Source organism: Chryseobacterium sp. ERMR1:04, from assembly GCF_001297705.1.
Taxonomy (GTDB): Bacteria; Bacteroidota; Bacteroidia; order Flavobacteriales; family Weeksellaceae; genus Chryseobacterium.
Genome location: NZ_LIRF01000007.1, coordinates 127,819 through 144,383, shown reverse-complemented (window position 1 = coordinate 144,383; position 16,565 = coordinate 127,819). Strand labels below are relative to the sequence as shown.

14 protein-coding genes and 1 tRNA gene are annotated in these 16,565 nt (G+C 34.7%); 2 read left to right on the top strand and 13 right to left on the bottom strand.

Annotated elements, in window-relative coordinates; genetic code table 11:
• Window position 1: 1 nt before the first annotated feature.
• Both AMQ68_RS15400 and AMQ68_RS15395 read right to left on the bottom strand, forming a co-directional pair.
• The gene (locus AMQ68_RS15400) at window positions 2-529 is read right to left on the bottom strand and encodes a DUF1573 domain-containing protein (RefSeq protein ID WP_054511519.1); all 528 of its coding nucleotides are present in this window, start codon (window positions 527-529) and stop codon (window positions 2-4) included.
• A gap of 4 nt (window positions 530-533) precedes the next feature.
• Entirely contained in the window at window positions 534-1,439 is a 906-nt protein-coding gene (locus AMQ68_RS15395; protein WP_054511518.1) for a transcription antitermination protein NusB, read from the bottom strand.
• A gap of 90 nt (window positions 1,440-1,529) precedes the next feature.
• Here AMQ68_RS15395 and AMQ68_RS15390 point away from each other — a divergent pair, with 90 nt between their 5' ends.
• Together AMQ68_RS15390 and AMQ68_RS15385 are read left to right on the top strand one after the other, a co-directional pair.
• Window positions 1,530-3,200: an ABC transporter ATP-binding protein gene (locus AMQ68_RS15390; protein ID WP_054511517.1), complete on the top strand. Its 1,671-nt coding sequence runs from the start codon at window positions 1,530-1,532 to the stop codon at window positions 3,198-3,200.
• A gap of 99 nt (window positions 3,201-3,299) precedes the next feature.
• Entirely contained in the window at window positions 3,300-3,635 is a 336-nt protein-coding gene (locus AMQ68_RS15385; protein ID WP_034679055.1) for a DUF3276 family protein, read from the top strand.
• A gap of 137 nt (window positions 3,636-3,772) precedes the next feature.
• Here AMQ68_RS15385 and AMQ68_RS15380 read toward each other — a convergent pair whose 3' ends face one another.
• The 11 genes from AMQ68_RS15380 to AMQ68_RS15330 all read right to left on the bottom strand — a co-directional run bounded on the left by AMQ68_RS15380 (window position 3,773) and on the right by AMQ68_RS15330 (window position 16,501).
• On the bottom strand, window positions 3,773-8,800 hold the full coding sequence (locus tag AMQ68_RS15380) for a DUF4132 domain-containing protein (protein WP_054511516.1): 5,028 nt from the start codon (window positions 8,798-8,800) through the stop codon (window positions 3,773-3,775).
• 25 nt (window positions 8,801-8,825) lie between these two features.
• Window positions 8,826-9,260 (bottom strand): hypothetical protein, encoded by a 435-nt coding sequence (locus AMQ68_RS15375; protein ID WP_054511515.1) that lies wholly within the window; start codon window positions 9,258-9,260, stop codon window positions 8,826-8,828.
• 383 nt (window positions 9,261-9,643) lie between these two features.
• Window positions 9,644-9,719, bottom strand: a tRNA-His gene (locus tag AMQ68_RS15370).
• A gap of 36 nt (window positions 9,720-9,755) precedes the next feature.
• Window positions 9,756-10,475, bottom strand: a complete 720-nt coding sequence (bshB1, locus tag AMQ68_RS15365) for a bacillithiol biosynthesis deacetylase BshB1 (RefSeq protein ID WP_054511514.1) — start codon at window positions 10,473-10,475, stop codon at window positions 9,756-9,758.
• A gap of 160 nt (window positions 10,476-10,635) precedes the next feature.
• On the bottom strand, window positions 10,636-12,288 hold the full coding sequence (locus AMQ68_RS15360; RefSeq protein WP_054511513.1) for a tetratricopeptide repeat protein: 1,653 nt from the start codon (window positions 12,286-12,288) through the stop codon (window positions 10,636-10,638).
• A 91-nt stretch (window positions 12,289-12,379) separates the two neighbouring features.
• Window positions 12,380-13,252 carry a PstS family phosphate ABC transporter substrate-binding protein gene (locus AMQ68_RS15355; protein ID WP_054511512.1) on the bottom strand — a complete coding sequence of 291 codons (873 nt, stop codon included), beginning with the start codon at window positions 13,250-13,252 and terminating at the stop codon, window positions 12,380-12,382.
• A complete protein-coding gene (locus AMQ68_RS15350; RefSeq protein WP_185113405.1) occupies window positions 13,242-13,439 on the bottom strand; it encodes a C4-dicarboxylate ABC transporter in 198 nt (65 codons plus the stop codon). The genes AMQ68_RS15355 and AMQ68_RS15350 overlap by 11 nt, the downstream gene beginning before the upstream one ends.
• Before the next feature lie 73 nt (window positions 13,440-13,512).
• Window positions 13,513-14,355 carry an energy transducer TonB gene (locus tag AMQ68_RS15345; protein ID WP_054511511.1) on the bottom strand — a complete coding sequence of 281 codons (843 nt, stop codon included), beginning with the start codon at window positions 14,353-14,355 and terminating at the stop codon, window positions 13,513-13,515.
• A gap of 23 nt (window positions 14,356-14,378) precedes the next feature.
• Window positions 14,379-14,951 carry a biopolymer transporter ExbD gene (locus AMQ68_RS15340; RefSeq protein WP_054511510.1) on the bottom strand — a complete coding sequence of 191 codons (573 nt, stop codon included), beginning with the start codon at window positions 14,949-14,951 and terminating at the stop codon, window positions 14,379-14,381.
• Window positions 14,952-14,966: 15 nt separating this feature from the next.
• Entirely contained in the window at window positions 14,967-15,569 is a 603-nt protein-coding gene (locus tag AMQ68_RS15335; protein WP_054511509.1) for a biopolymer transporter ExbD, read from the bottom strand.
• A 68-nt stretch (window positions 15,570-15,637) separates the two neighbouring features.
• Window positions 15,638-16,501: a MotA/TolQ/ExbB proton channel family protein gene (locus AMQ68_RS15330; RefSeq protein WP_054511508.1), complete on the bottom strand. Its 864-nt coding sequence runs from the start codon at window positions 16,499-16,501 to the stop codon at window positions 15,638-15,640.
• Between the last annotated feature and the right edge of the window lie 64 nt (window positions 16,502-16,565).

The following is a 16,565-nucleotide window of genomic DNA, read 5'->3' as shown; positions in this document are numbered from 1 at the left end:
ATTATGGTTGAATATTAGCTGTAAATGTTAATTTAATTGGAGCCTTATCTACGTTAGCAAAAACGTCTGCATACTTACTTACGTTTCCGTCAAAGCTTGAAGAGTCAAAATGCAACGTTATTTTTCCTTTTTTACCAGGTAAGATCGGTTCTTTTGTAAAATCAGGAACGGTACATCCACATCCAGGCTTTACTTCAGAAATCACCAAAGGATTAGTTCCTGTATTGGTAATTTCATATACGTGCTCTACTTTATCTCCTTTTTTAACTTTCCCAAAATCGAAGCTATTTTCAGATAAAGCAACTGTTGTTAATGGTTGGTTAGATGGAGCCGGAGTTGCTGCTACTGCTGGAGTACCCGCTGCTTCTCCTACATGAGCTGCTGTAGAATCAGCTGGTGGCAAATTATTCGCAGCACTAGAATCTATTGCTACAGCATCTGATCCCTGAACTTCTTTATTTTCTTTTTTACAAGAAACTAAACCAAGGCCTATAATAGACAAAGCGATAATTGATAACGTCTTTTTCATTTTATTAAATTCTATTTTGATCTTTACAATATTTATCTAAAATCCCATTAATGAAAATATTTGATCTGTCTGTAGCAAATACTTTAGCGATCTCAATATATTCATTAATAATTACTCTTGAAGGGGTTAAGGCAAAATTATCAAGCTCAGAAATTGCTGTTGTTAAAATAACTTTGTCCATTAAAGAAACTCTGTCCAAATCCCAGTTTTCTAATCTCTCGCCCAGCTTTTTCTCATTGCTTTCCCAGTTGTTTAGTGTGTCTCTCAACAATTTACCTGCAAAATCTCTGTCTTCTTCATCTTTCACCATTTTGATCAATGTTCTGCTGTCTTCATCTTCTTTTAGAAAACCAATCGTTTTTTGAACCATTGAATTAGCAATATGAATATCATCATACCAAGTTAATTCCTTATCTCCAAGATATTCATGAAAATCTTCATTTTCAGCGATGTATCTTAAAAATAGTTTTCCAATAAATTTTTGATCTTCCTCAAAAGAATACCCATCTTCTTTCATGAAATCCTGATAACGCTTTCCTGCAGTAATTCTTTGGAAAGTTCTTACCAATAGATCATCATGAAGATCCCACTTTAATTCTTTATGCTGACCAGTAAAAAATAATCTCTCAGGATTTTCTTCAAGCTTAATTAATACCTGGTTGCTGATGAATTTTTGATTAGGATTGGTATTAGCATCGGTTTTGATGTATTTATTCTTACCGATTTCGATCTGATGTTCTGCAAGATCTTTCAACGCCACTAAAAAGTTGAGTTCATAGATATACAGATAATAGATTTTTTCTATTCCAGAGAACATGTTTTTCTCTAAAACATCAAATTTTATTGGATTTTGGTAGTAAGAATACACACTTTCTACTACTTTTTCACGGATTTGTCGTCGTCCTAACATTCAAAGAGCTTTTTATGGGTGCAAAGATACGAAATTTAAAATTTATGAAATTCGTAGTGTGATGGTATTTTTGTAATTTTGCAAAACTTTATGAAAGCTTTAAAAACTCTAAACCCTTATTTTTGGAAACACAAAATATTATTGTTTTGGGGGGTACTATTTATTATCGCCAGCAATTTCTTTAATATCTATAAGGTACAGTTTGTTGGTAAGTCTGTTGATATCCTTGCCAGCTTTGCCAAAGAAGGGCATGTTGGCTTTAGTAAACAGGTTTTAATTTACGTTGCTATTATTGTTGGGTGCTCCCTTCTCACAGGTTTTTTCACCTTTATGATGAGGCAGACCATTATTGTAGCTTCAAGAAGAATTGAATACGAGCTTAAAAATAAAATCTACAAACATTATCAGGAATTATCACTTACAGACTACAAAAAAACGACGATCGGAGATTTAATGAACCGATTAAGCGAAGATGTAGTAGCAGTGAGAATGTATCTGGGACCCGGGGTAATGTATGTGGCCAACTTAATTGTCTTATTACTGATCACAAGTATTTACATGGTAAAAACGGATGCCTCAATGACTCTTTGGACATTGTTGCCCCTTCCTATTTTATCATTCCTAATCTATAAAGTAAGTTCCATTATTAATAAAAAGTCGAAGATAATGCAGAAAAGTCAGTCTGCAATTTCCACTTTTGTACAGGATAGCTTTTCGGGAATTCGTGTGGTAAAGTTTTTTGCAAAAGAAAAATACATCAAGAAAAATTACAGCGTAAAAGTAACCGACTATCAAGATAAAGCGTTGGATTTGGCTAAAACTGAAGCTTACTTTTTTACTATCATTTTATTCGTAATCGGATTATTGAACGTAGCCATTATTTTAATTGGTGGACAAAAATATATTGACGGAGAATTAAGCATCGGTAAAATTGCAGATTTCTTTATGTATATCAACACCTTGATCTTTCCTTTTTCTATGGTTGGATGGGTTACGTCCGTAAACCAAAGAGCAGAAGCATCTATGCAGAGAATTAATGAGTTCTTAGATAAGAAGTCGGATATCGTTAATGAAAACTTTGACGTTTATCCTATTAAAGGAGACATTGAGTTTAAAAATGTTTCTTACGTTTATCCAAATACCGGAATTAAAGCCTTAGATAATTTAAGTTTTAAAATAGATGCCGGACAATCTCTTGCTATAATGGGTAAAACAGGAAGTGGAAAATCTACCATTGCCCTGCTTCTTTGCCGATTAATTGATCCTACAGAAGGTGAAATTTTAATTGATGGTAAAAACCTGAAGGAGCATAACCTCGACAACTACAGAAATTATATTGGCTATATTCCTCAGGAAAGTTATCTGTTTTCAGATTCTATTGAGACTAATATTGGGTTTGCAATAGACAACCCTTCCCACGAAAAAGTAGTTGAATATGCCAAGATCGCTGATGTAGATAAGAACATTACCGGCTTCAAAGATCAATATAAAACACTGGTTGGTGAGCGTGGTGTAATGCTTTCGGGAGGCCAGAAGCAGAGGATTTGTATTGCCAGAGCCTTAATTAAAGATCCAAACATCATTATTTTCGATGATTCACTGTCTGCATTGGATACTGAAACGGAACAGAATATATTGGAAAATATAGAAACAAAAATTCATAACGCAACGTCCATAATTATCACACACAGAGAGTCTAGCGCTCAGAGAGCAGATAAAATTATTAATCTTACCGAAATTACCAATTCTTTAACTGCTTAGCCATTTCGTTCGGAATTGTTAAATAAATCATAAAAAAAATTTTGTGATTAAAAGAAAACTTTTATATTTGTTCTTAACAAGATTAAAAAATATCTAACAATGAGTGAATACAAGGAACGCCATGAAAATGAAATTTTCACGAAGGTGTTAAAAGCAGGAAGAAGAACTTATTTCTTTGATGTGCGCGAGACGAAAGCAGGAGATTATTATCTTACGATTACCGAAAGCAAAAAGAACTTCGGAGAGAATGGAGAGGCTACATTCGAGAAACACAAAATTTATCTTTACAAAGAGGATTTTAAAAGTTTTCAGGAGATGTTTAATGAATCCACAGATTTCATCATTAACGAAAAAGGTGAGGATGTAATATCAGAAAAGCATGACAAGGACTTCAAAAGCAAATCTTACACAATAGATTCTGACGACGAGGTTTAAGCCAAAACAATATCTTAAAAACACAAGCATCTGAAAAAAGGTGCTTTTTTTATTCCCACAAAAACATAATACTACAAAAAAAGCACACTTCAAGAGTGTACTTTTATTTGAATCTATATTTCAGAAAAGACTATATCCTAAACATACTCTCTTTTTATTTGTGAAAGTATCGTTGGATCCTGTATTTCATCATCTTTAGCTAATAATAATACTTTAGACATTACCTCAGCAGATTTCGGATCATCATCGGCAAAAGGTAAAAACAATCTTCCTCTTTGCTGCGAATGAACAGGAAGGATCGATAAATATTTCCCCGGAACCTGATGCACAACAGCACTTCCTAGATGTACACTGTATTCTGCCATTTGACCTTTTACCAACACATGTGAGCCTTCAATTCTTACATTGTCTAACTTGAATAATCTGGCCGTTTCTTTCATCAAGACAGCTCGCATTTCAATAGAAGAATGGCTGGCTTCAGGATCTACATCTCCTACATGCGCTACCGATACTACTAAATCTATATCCCGCATTACTTCTGAAAATAATCTCGGATTAATATCTTCAAACGGAATATTCTTATGGTCTTTTAATGAATGAAATTCTATTGTTTCAAGCGTTGGACTTTCTACCTCAGCAGGCGAGAACCAATTCGCCATTGCATAGAGCTTCACCTGGAAACCTTCTTTATGATATACTTTTTGTAAACCTTCTTCGTAATCTACTTTCCAGCCTCTTGTTTTTAGCAATGCTAATGCCTGCTTCGGCTGAACCTGATGTCCTGCATAGCGACGAGATACAGATTTTTCCTGCAACTCATCGGGTGTTGGTATATATAATTCTCTGAATACTTGCTTAAACGGTTGTACTAATTTTTCTGTAAAACAATAATGTTGATAGTCGCTCCAAACTGAATGCTCATGCAAGTCTACACAATGGGCAATACGCAAAGTTGCATCTTCTTTTAATTCCTGAATTTCGCCTTGTGCATTAATCAAACTACCATCATTAAAGAACCCGATTGTATTAGCGTTTGAAATAAATAACAGTTTCTCTAAATGTTTCTTGATTACCGGATGATCAAAAAGATTTTTAATTTCTGCAAAAAAGAACTCATCTCCTCTTATCATTGCTTCCTCCAATCCTTTTCTGGAACGGGCCCATTGCTCGCGCATGATCTTTCGGTTATTCCCCAATTCAACAATGGCTTTATCTTTTTTGATTTTTGGTGGAATAGATTTCAATTGCTTATCATCTCTGAATACTACAATTTCAGCTTTCCCATCGTCTTCTATAATTAAGCCGACAGTAACGCCATCAATGGTAACTTGGGTTTCTTTAGATAAAAGGCTTTGAATTTGCTGGGTTTCCATAGCCCAAGTCAATCTTATCGGGTCCGGATACCCTGCATTTCTTGCTAAATTTTCTAACGCCACCCGAATAGCCAAAGCTTCACTAGCTTGTTTCATTGAACCAAACTCCTTACTTTCTTTTTTGAATTGCTGTATGTATTCATATCGGCTCAATACATCTTTTGTAGGATTAGTTTTACTCAGTGGTACTAATCCATACACACGAAGATAATCCTGATCACGTTTGTCTTTAACTTTTGCCGTTACTTCTTTTATTTTTAAATCGCCCGTAAGCGTATCAGAATATAGCCTTGCTCGCCTGTGTCCATTTCCGTCTGAAATATATTTTGCAGACTCATAAAGCATTTCCCAACGGGCTTTCCCTAATTCTTTATATGCTTTTGTAAACCATTCTTTATCTACTGCTCCATCCTTAAATTCCTGAACATCTACAGATGAATATTTTGCAACTTCACTTTCTAATTCGGAATTTTGCGCCTCATAGCTGCTGGTTTTGGTATGGGAATGCATCCACCAGATTGCAGAATCCAAACCTTTCCAACCTAAATAACTGCTGATAAACTTTTGCCATTGCGGAGCATAGACTGCAGCCTCAATTAAACGAAGCTCTACAATCTTTTCCTTTTTCATCATTTCATTGAAAGCTTCCTGCGTATCACTTTCTAAAGGATGACAATTAGATAAAAGAAACGAGAACAACTTTTGCTTCGTCATACTCTCATTGCTGTAGTTATAGATATAATTGGCGTATAATTTTGATTTCCCCAATCCTTTAAGTAACTCTACCAAGCGTTGTGTTCCATAGATATTCTGAAACTCCTGTACAAAATGAGAAACTTCTGTAGCCGCATCTCCACGGATAAGTTCTATATCTAAAAATTTAGCTTGAATTTCATCTATAATGGGTTTTAGGAAAGGATATTTTTCTAAATATTTCTCACTGTGATGGTAAAATTTGGTAGTGGTAAGATCTCGTATAATAGATTCGCCCATGAAAATGCCTTCATACAATTCACCCTTGGTAATAATTCCCAACTGATAAGCTTTACAAAACGCATGGAAAGGAGGAACACTTATTTTTATATTTTCCTGCAACCCATTATACTGCATCCATCGGTATAAATTCCATTGCTTGATGTGTTGTTCATCAGTAAGGTCCTGTAAAGGGATTGCCCTTAAAAAAACATCAAAAAAACCTAATTTTTGCCACCCATTTCCTCTAAAAGTATAATAGTAATCTTTATCATCTTTCCCTTTATAATTGATAATATCTTCGGGAAGATTGGCAAACAATGTACTGCAGGCATCAATTAAGAAATCTGTTTTTTCTTCAAAGGCATGTGTAGATTGTAGGGATTCCAGAATTCTGCTAATAGGATTCTCCCAATAATAGCCTCCTTTCATTGGGTTGGTTATGATATCTTTATGGTAAAAGACATAACCTTCTAAAAACTCTCTGAATACCTTTCTGTCGCAATTATCTATAAAAGTCAGTAAAAATAAATCCTGCGGCTGCAATCCTGAATCCTGATACCATTGCTCCCATATTTCGTGTAACGGATAGTTTTCAGCTATTTGTTGAGGGGTAAAACCTCCAATATTATTTTTTATTTGACGGAAAGAATTACCCATTAAAACCTTCATCGCAGAACCATTCCAGTCTTCCACTTCATATTCGTGGTCTTTATATTGAAGGAATAGATTACATAATTTTTTTAATTCTCCTTTTATATGATCTATTGATTGTGTAAATCCGTATTTATCTTTTTTAGTAGCCTGCAAATACACAGAATCAGCTTCTACTTTAGGGAGTTCATATTTTGATATTATAGAAGGATCATAAAATCCGAATCCGTTTTCTTCAGAAAGAACTTCCTTATTCTCGGAAGGATTAAGCTGATTAAGTAAAATCTGTTCTCTTTCTGATACTTTTGATTTTTCAGCATATTGCTGAGTCCATTCAGTAATCTGAAAAGGAACTCTTTTACTTTTTTGAAACTGCAACATGATATCCAATGAAGCAGTACGTTGCTCGATATCACCTTTAACCATTAATTCAGCCACCAACGGCGTAGCTGCTTCATCTGTTTGCGCTACAATCAATTCTACTAATTTCTGACGAAGTGTTCCGCTTTTTCTTTTAAACAAATCAAAGAAAGTTATTACTTCTTCTTTATCTAAAGGATTTTGTTGTAAAACATTCATTCCTGAAGCAACCAAAGACTCTCCTCTATCTTTTAGAATTTTAAATGCAAATTCTTTTTGGAAAGGAGTTACCGCTTTTTTCTTTTTTTGAGCATTATAGGAATAAGAATAGCAGTAGAGATCTCCTAAAATATTTCGGGTCAGCAACTCTCGTAATGAAAGTTCAAACTGATCAAAATAAGAAAGAACAACAGCCAATTTATCACGATCCTCCCCGACCAGATAAAACATAGAAGCATACAAATTACTTTTATTGAAAGTGGCATTAAGCCAAGAGAATATCTTTCCTTCGAACTTCTTTTCCTTTGTATCTATTTTTTTGGTGAGTTCATGCAGCTTCTCAAATAAATCCGGATAATCCGGATTGTTAATAAAAAATTTCGACTCTTTATTAGCACTTAGTAAATCCGATAACGGCTCTCCTGCAAATGCTAACACTTGCACATCCCCTTCCAATATTGCTTTATAATACAACGGCATTTGGATGTAAGGATCCTGCGTTTCTCCAGCGAACTTTATCGCTAAACATTTCTTTTCCGCATTCCCTTTATCAAATAACTGATGCAGGTAAGGAATCGTTTTTTCTACATCCCATACTGCCTGCACCCAAAGCGCCATGTAAACTTCATTATTATTCTTACTTTTTATCGCAATAGGAATCTGTTCGGGATCATTAAAATACGTATGAGCCAATGATACAATACCTCTCACCACAGATTCTTTCTCCCCGTCCCAGCCTAAACCAGTCCATGTATCTACCGAGCGAACAACGGATGAAAAACGAGTAAGCTTATGCTCTACGATTACGTTGGTCATATATTGCAAAGCACCGATACTGGTTTCATCTAAAGCTTCTAAAACGGTCTGTCGAAGGCCTTCCTGACGTTGTGCAGCAAGCAAAAGTTTTTCAACTAATTCCCAGCAACGTTGCTGCTCGCTATTCAATAATGCTTTGATAATATTACGGGATACTTTTCCTTCATTATGTTTATTGAAAATAATATCTTCAATCAATTCATAAATACCATTATTTCCTGTATCTATTGCCGCTGACCAAATGTAAAACTGATGTGAATTATTCGATATTGCATGGTCATAAATGATTTGTTCTTCTAACGTGAGATTATAATTTTGCTCACCATCACCATAAGAATAGGTGCTTGCCAGCTGCAAAAGATTCCCAATTAGATTTAACTGATTAAGAATGGTAAATTTATGATTATGGGGAGCACGAAACGAGCGACGGTAATATCCTGTCTGGTACATTTTATAAGGCATTCTACTCCATGCGTGTTTTACTAGCTCAGCATTTTTACCGAAAAAATAAACCAGCAGTTTATAATATTCTTTATCTTCCCAAATATCAGACTTTACAAGTTCTTTAATTTCTTCAGCACGCTTACTGCCTAAAGTCAGGGCTTCATAATAATTTGTTTTACCAACAATCAACAGACCTAACTCTGTAACTTCTTTCGTGAGATCCAGTTCTGACTGCTGACCTGTTTCTATTTGTTCTTTTAGTTCTTTTCGTAAATTTCTATAGTAATTTACAACCTTTTTCGATTTTAATTTTTCTGTGATTTCCATGTATTTTGAGATTCAGTGTCTATAATTACCAATAACTTCCTGCAAGAAAAGTAAGTCTGATGAAAGCAAATGTCTGTTGTAAACTTAGGTCTATGATTTGTTTGAGATCTTCAAGCTGCTCATCATTATAAAAAACAGCAAACATTCCGTCTTCAAATGCCTGGATAGCATTTTCCTGTGCTTTCTGTAAATCAGCTTTCTTTTGATTATAAATATTTCCGAAACCTGCCTTTCCGGTATCTGTAAGAATATTCAGATAATTCTCTAAAGGAATTTTGGTGTTATCTTCTCCTTCTAATTCAAATGATTTCGCATTGAATACTTCTACCTGTTGCTGAACAATTAATTTTAATAAATTTTCTAATGAGATCATACTATCATTAAAACCTATTTCAAGTTTCTGTTCTGAAAGGATAGGATGCTTCTTACCCAATTGCTTTACTGTAACGTTTATTTCCATATTTGAAGTTGGTATGCATAAATGTAGTAATTTTTTTTACCGTGATACATGATGTTTTGCAGGTATTAGGATAGAATTAACATACTTTAAATAAAAAAAATACAATTAACTCTAATGCTATAATAAAATTATTCTGACACAGATTTAAAGAATTTATTTCTTGTAGAATAATAAACTTAGATTTTTTTGTTTGATTTGTATTTTGGTGTATTGCTGTAAGAATGACCAATACCCTAGCCCCGATAGAAATGAAAATCCTTTTTTGAAAAAAAAGATTGCAATGGAAAGCGGGAAATAGCTCCTTAGAATATTACATTCTATACTTTCTTGGCATTACTACATAAAAAAAACACATTCTCAATGAAGAAAATGTGTTTAAATGTGGGTGAATGAGGGGTCTCGAACCCCCGACCTCCGGAACCACAATCCGGCGCTCTAACCAACTGAGCTACAATCACCGTTTTTGGTGGTGCAAATATAGGAAATGTTTTTTAATTACAAAACAATTCCATCAAAATTTTTCAAAGCAATTAACTTCTCAGTCGTAAATCCCTCAGCATAAGCAACTCCCGATAGCCTCCCTAAATCTTGTGCACGATAGGTTAAACTCTCATAAAAGTCTTTTGACGTGATCGGAGTCTCCGGTTCGTCAGAATTGGGGTCATAAAACTGAGTTTTGAAAGCCATACATGCTTCAATCTTTTTATCAAGATGTTCAGATATGTCGATAACAAACTCCGGCTTGATATTTTTCCACTGAATATAGTTGAAAATATGCTTCGGTCTCCACACGTCTTGGTTTTCTCCGTCTTCTGTCGTTTCGATTTTTCTTAAACCCGCTAAAAAGCACGCATCAGACACTAATTTAGCTCCTTTTGCGTGATCTGGATGTCTATCATCAATTGCATTCGCTAAAACGATTTCTGGCTGGTATTTGCGGATCATTTTCACGATCATTATTTGGTATTCTTCAGAATTCACAAGAAAGCCATCTTTCATTCCTAAATTCTCTCTTGCCGAAACGCCTAAGATCTTCGCTGAATTTCCTGCCTCTATTCTTCTTGTTTCATCTGTCCCTCTAGTTCCCATCTCTCCTTTCGTTAAATCAACGATCACGCATGTTTTTCCTTCTGCAATTAATTTGGCAATGGTGCCACCGCATCCTAATTCAACATCATCAGGGTGTGCCCCAAAGGCAAGTATATCTGTTTTCATTTTTAATTTTTAATTTGTACGACGGAACGCCTAATTATTATTCTCCTATTTTCGAATTTTTAACCCTAGACGTTTCCTATTTTCAAATATAGGATTTAAAATAAAAACTTCCCAAACATTACGAATGGGAAGTTTTAATATCTATAATTTAAAATTTAAATTACTTGTTGATTTCTCCGTTTAGCTTTACAGCATCTTGGTATGTTGGATCTAATTGTAAAGATTTTGCAACATAATCTTTTGCTTTTGCAAGATCTGCATCTTTACTCATATATGCTACCGCAAAGTAAGCATAAGCCAATGTTTGTTTGTTTGCTTCCTTATCTGCAGGTTTTACTGTAGAGATAAATTTCTCGTAAGCAATTTTTGCAGCGTCATTATTTCCAGCTTGCTGATAAGAATATCCTTGGCTGTAGTAAGCAGGAGCCCAATCAGGAAGAAGAGTACTCATTTTTTGCCATGTAAGAATTGCTCCGTTCCAGTTTTTAGCATCCTGATAAGCTGTTGCCAACTTAAACAACGAATCTGTATCCTGAGTATTAGCAGCAACTTTTTGCTTTAAACCTTCAATTGTTGGGTTTGTTGGTCCAGAATCAGCAGCACCTTGCGATGCTCCACCACCTCCAGCGATTTTAGCAAGCTCCATATCCCACTTCATTGTTTCGTCTTTTGCAGCTTTAGCCAAACCAATTTTTTGCTGAGCCTCAGCCATTAAAGCAGATTTCTTAGCAGCATCTTTCTCGTCTTTAGCCAAACCAGCAGCAATAAGACCTAGTAAACCTTGATCTGCAGGCTGTACTCTAGACTTTTCAGCCTGAGAAACAAAACTGTCTATGCTTTGTTTTGCTTCAGGATATTTTCCATCAGCAAATAATTGATATGCTCTTAATTTAAATTTGATTGGATCTTCAACTTTATCAAAAATCTTATCCAAAATCATTTTAGAGTTAGCATAATCTTCATTTGTAAAATAAAGTTTAGCAATTTCTAATTGTGTATATGGATCTTCATCAGCATACTTTGTATAGTTGATCAAATCCTGAGTTGCTTTCGCGTTTTCCTGATATTTAATATCATAAGCAGCTAAAGCTTTGTATGCAGGTGCATATGTTGCATCTGTAGCAATTGCTTTATCTATACTTTCTTTCGCTTGCTTCCATTGTTGTGCAGCCATCCATAAAGTTCCGATTCTTGTATAAACGGATGCTTTATTTTTTGCCAATGGCAAAGCTTTATCATAAGCGCTCATTGCATCACCAGGAATTTTCTTCAATCTGTAAGCGTCTCCTAGTGTATAGTAGTAATGTGCAGGTACTTCTTTTTTAGATGCTCTTTCAATCGCTTTATTCAAGAACTGAATCGCAAGATCAGGAGAGTTATTTTTTTCAAATAATGTTAAAGCTTCAGCAGCTCTGAACAATACTTCTGCATCTTTTTCTCTAGAATCCGTTACAATTTTCTGAATTTCAGCAATTGCCCCTTTATCTCCTTTTCCTAGTTTTACAGTAGCCAAACCAAGTTTGTTAAGGTAACTTTTACCGTCTGCTGCAAGACCTTTGTTAAAACTTTCTGTTGCTTTTGCAAAATCTGGTTCACCCTGTCTTAAAAATGTGTTTCCTAAATAGAAATAATTTTCAGCTGTAGGCGCTTTAGCAATCATGTCAGTGAAATTAGTTTTTGCTTGAGCAAATTTATCACTGTCAATACTGTTAATACCATCTTGTACTGTTTGCGCAGAGGCAAAGTTGGCAAAAAATACCACGGCTGCTCCAAAAGCAATCTTCTTTACATTCATAATCATTATATCTTTCATTTTTAATATATTCTAAATCGAGTTAATTTACTCCACAATTTTCAGACCAAAATAGTGTAATCATTGTGGACAAAAGGTTAATTTATTATTTTTAATGCATTTGCACCTCTCTCTTGTAAATATTGTATGGTTGTAATCCTTCCTTTTCTACGATCATCTGGCCAAGTTGAGTACAAGAATATCTTATAAACCCATTCGCAATGTTAAAATTTCCTTCATTTGTTAAAAAGTATAAAACTCTTGTAAAAGGATACTTCATTTCACGTAATGTACTAGAATCAGCAGTATAAAGTTTTCCTTCATTTTCTACAGGAAGAACTTTTACCAATTCTCTTAATTTTTCAGAAGTTTCATCATAAGGTCTGCTAAATGTATTCAGACCAATAACTCCTATTTTATCAGGGAATTTATTTAATTCTTCAATAATATTCTGGCTTCCAGGAATTACTGAAAATTTCAAATCTTTTGGTAGTTTTTTAAGTTTCTGAGCTACAAAATTCAAATTACTTGAATTGGTTCCATCAAAAATAAATGCTTTATTGTCAGATTGAAGTTCATTTCTAATTTCATCCATTGAAATGCTTGTCTTTGTAGAACTTTTAGGAACTACAAAAACCACTGCATCAGCAGCAAATTTTGCAGGTAAAATTTTCATATCCACTTGCTCTTCATAAGCTTTAACTTCTTCAGGAGAAAGCTCTTTAGACATGACGGCAATTCTTGCTTTACCTTGTAACAAATCAAGAAAACCTAAATCTTCTTTTCTGGTAACAACTTTAATCTTCGTTTCAGGATAATTGATCATATATCCATCAGCTAAAGCTTCAGTAACACTTTTAAAAGATTCGTCGGTAAGGATTGTAAGATCTCCTTTATGATAAGATGGAGACTTATCTTCTTTTTTGCAATTTGTAATAATAACACTAAGAACGAATAGCATTACAAGTTTAATACTATTCCTCATTTCCCGAATTTTTAATTTTTGAAACGGCTCTGTATATTCTGAACACCCCGTAAAGCATAAGAAGCCCACCCATTGCATAAGCAACCGCAGGTTCTAAAGTTGTAAAGAAGAATTTGTAGTAAATAACGATTCCTCCTAGTACTATATAAAACAATCCTGTAATCAGGGATAACCAATTGAACATCATAAAACAAAAATACCAAAAAAAATAAAAAGAGAAGCTATTGCTTCTCTTTTTTAATTATTATTTAAAGATAAATTTATCCTTCAAAATTCATTGTTAAAGGTAATCTGAATCGGTAACGAACAGATTGACCATTAATTTTAGCCGGACTCCATTTATTCTTAATAGACTTAATCGTTCTTACAGCTTCAGAGTTGAAGTCTGCATTTTTTCCATTAGCCTTAATGTCAGTAATACTTCCATCTCTTTCTACTACGAAAGTAATTTCAGTTTTTACTGTACCTTCATCTCCATTCATCGCAGAACTGTCAAAGCTATCTCCTACTTTCTTTCTGAAAGAGTTGATCCCTCCTGGGAATTCTGCAGTTTGCTCTACCTCACTATAGACCTGAGTATCGCTCACCTGAGGCTTCACTTCAGCAGTTGAAGTTCTTGTACCTGTAGATGGTGGTGGAGGTGGTGGAGTATAAGCCGGAGCTTTTACACCCTCCTGATTGTTCAGACCCGTCGTTGTTTCTAATTGCTTAGAAATTGGCGGCGGTGGAGTTTCGATTTTCGGAGCTTTTACCGGTTCCGGAACAACGTTCTGGATTACCTCAATTTTTTCCTCTTCTTTTGGTGGAGGTGGTGGAGGTGGTAATTCTTCTTTTGGCTCCTCAATAATTTTATCTTCCTGAAGAATCTCTACTAAATCTGCCTTCACTTCTTGCTTAGGTGGTTCAGTAAGTCTCTTAATTGTAAGATAAATAAAAGGAGATAAAGCCGCAACTAGGAATAATGCCGTTCCAAGAATAAAAGACTTTGTCAGAAGTCTTGGATACTGATGTCTAATATCATAGGCACCATACTCCTTGTTTCTATTTTCAAATACAATCTCGTCTAAAGTAAGATTTTGATTGTATACATTTTCATCTGCCATAGATTTACAATTTTATGGTTAAATTACTTTGTTGCTGGTGCTGCTGGAGCTCCAGAATTACCAACCTTCTTATTATAAATAGTTTGTTCCCAAGGCTTCACATCGGTAACACCGTATTGCTCACTTTTGGTAATAGCCATTTCGTCAAGAATGTCTACAAAGTTTTTGTATACTGCATCGTCTGTCGGTTTGATAATAACAGTAAATTTTGTTTTATCTGCCGCGTTAGCTTTTGCTTGCTCAATTACTTTTCTAATCCCTTCTCTATCGTAAGTAGTTTCATTAAGATTTTGGTCAGTTAAAGATGTATTATCTTGCTGATGCCAAAAAACCTTATTGTTTTTACCCAATAATAAAGAAATTGAGTTAGAAAGTTTAATCTCTGTTGGAGGTGGTTTTGGTGTATTTTCTTTCGGCTTTGCCGGAAGACCCAAATCCATTACATTCGGTTTAGAGAATGTGGTTGTGAACATAAAGAAGGTAATCAATAGAAAACCCAAGTCCACCATAGGAGTCATATCTACCCTGGTATTCTGTTTCTTGGAACGTACCTTGCCGCCTTTGCCGCCTTTTTCCTGTACTTGTACTTCTGCCATTTCTAAATGATTATATTATGGTTTACCTTCTTGTGATGTAATCAACCAGAATTTAAGAAAATCAATATCTCTTAAACCTTCAAATAGGCTTTTAACTTTAGGATACTCAGTAGTAACGTCACCCTTGATTGCTAATTTGTAATCAGGATTTACGCTTAAACTTTGTTGTACCCAGTCTACTAACTGCTTATTTGTACTATCCATAGGAATCCCTTTAGGACTCTTGAAATTCTTCTGCTCCTCATCTGACAAATCAAGATAGCTCTTAAGTTGGTTCATAGGAACCCCAATCGCTTGTACTTTTTGAAATGCAGCTTTTTCGTTGTTGTCAAAAGTAATTCCATACTTCTGACCCATTTTATCTAAAAGCTGTAGTCTCTCTGATGCATTTTCTACGGGCTGGAAATAAAATTTCCCGTCCGCAGTAGCGTTGATGGTCATCAAACTCGCATCAGGAAGTAACTTCTCTGATATTGAAGATGGCGGTTTAATCTGCTCCACGTCAGGTTTCTTAAACTGAGTGGTCAATATAAAGAATGTAAGTAGTAGGAATGCAACGTCACACATTGCCGTCATATCCGTCACTACTCCATGTCTTTTTGGTTTGACTCTCGCCATTGTTTTGAATTATTTTTAATTAAACTTCTTTTATTGCTAATGCAAACACCTTGCTAAAGATTCAATTCTTAGTTGAATTCAGCAAAAGACTGCTGGATGCTCATTGCGATCTCGTCGATCTTATAAGTTAATCCATCAATTCTAGATGTGAAGTAGTTGTAAAGAATAATTGCAATAGCAGAAGTACCAATACCTAAAGCTGTATTAATCAATGCTTCAGAAATACCTGTAGAAAGTGCAGCTGCATCTGGAGTACCACCACCAGAACCTAATGCGAAGAATGCTTTAATCATCCCGATTACAGTTCCTAAAAGTGCGATCAACGTTGCAACAGTTCCTAATGTAGAAAGAATCATCATGTTCTTCTCTAACATTGGCATCTCTAAAGTAGTAGCTTCTTCGATAGCTTTGTTAAGAGCTACCATTTTCTGCTCTTTATTTAAAGTAGTATCATGAGAAAGCGCTTTGTAAGTAGTAAGACCTTCTTTCACTACGTTACCTACAGATCCTTGTTGTCTGTCACACTCTTCTAAAGCTTCATCAACTTTGTTTTGGTTCAATAAGCTTCTTACTTGTACTACGAAATTGTCTAAGTTTCCTTTCCCAGCAGCTTTTCCAAGTACGAAATGTCTTTCAAAAGAGAAAACAATTACTGTAATCATGAAAGTAATCAAGATTGGTACAATAACCCCTCCTTTGTAGATAATACCTAAAAACGACTCTGGATGAATGTCTTTTCCTTCAACACTTGAGAAAGCTACAGAACCACCACCTAGTTTATCTGCATCTTTAAAATTTCCTGGGCTACCAAGAACGAATAAATAGATACAAACTCCTATAACGAATAAAATAGGAATAATAATAGCCGGATTTAAACCTCCTGCTTTTCTAGCAACTAATTGCTCATCATTTTTTGAAACATTCATTTCCATATTTAACTAAATTATATTGTTTTAAAATTTTACAGTTTGTAAATTAAAGGCAAAATTAATTAAA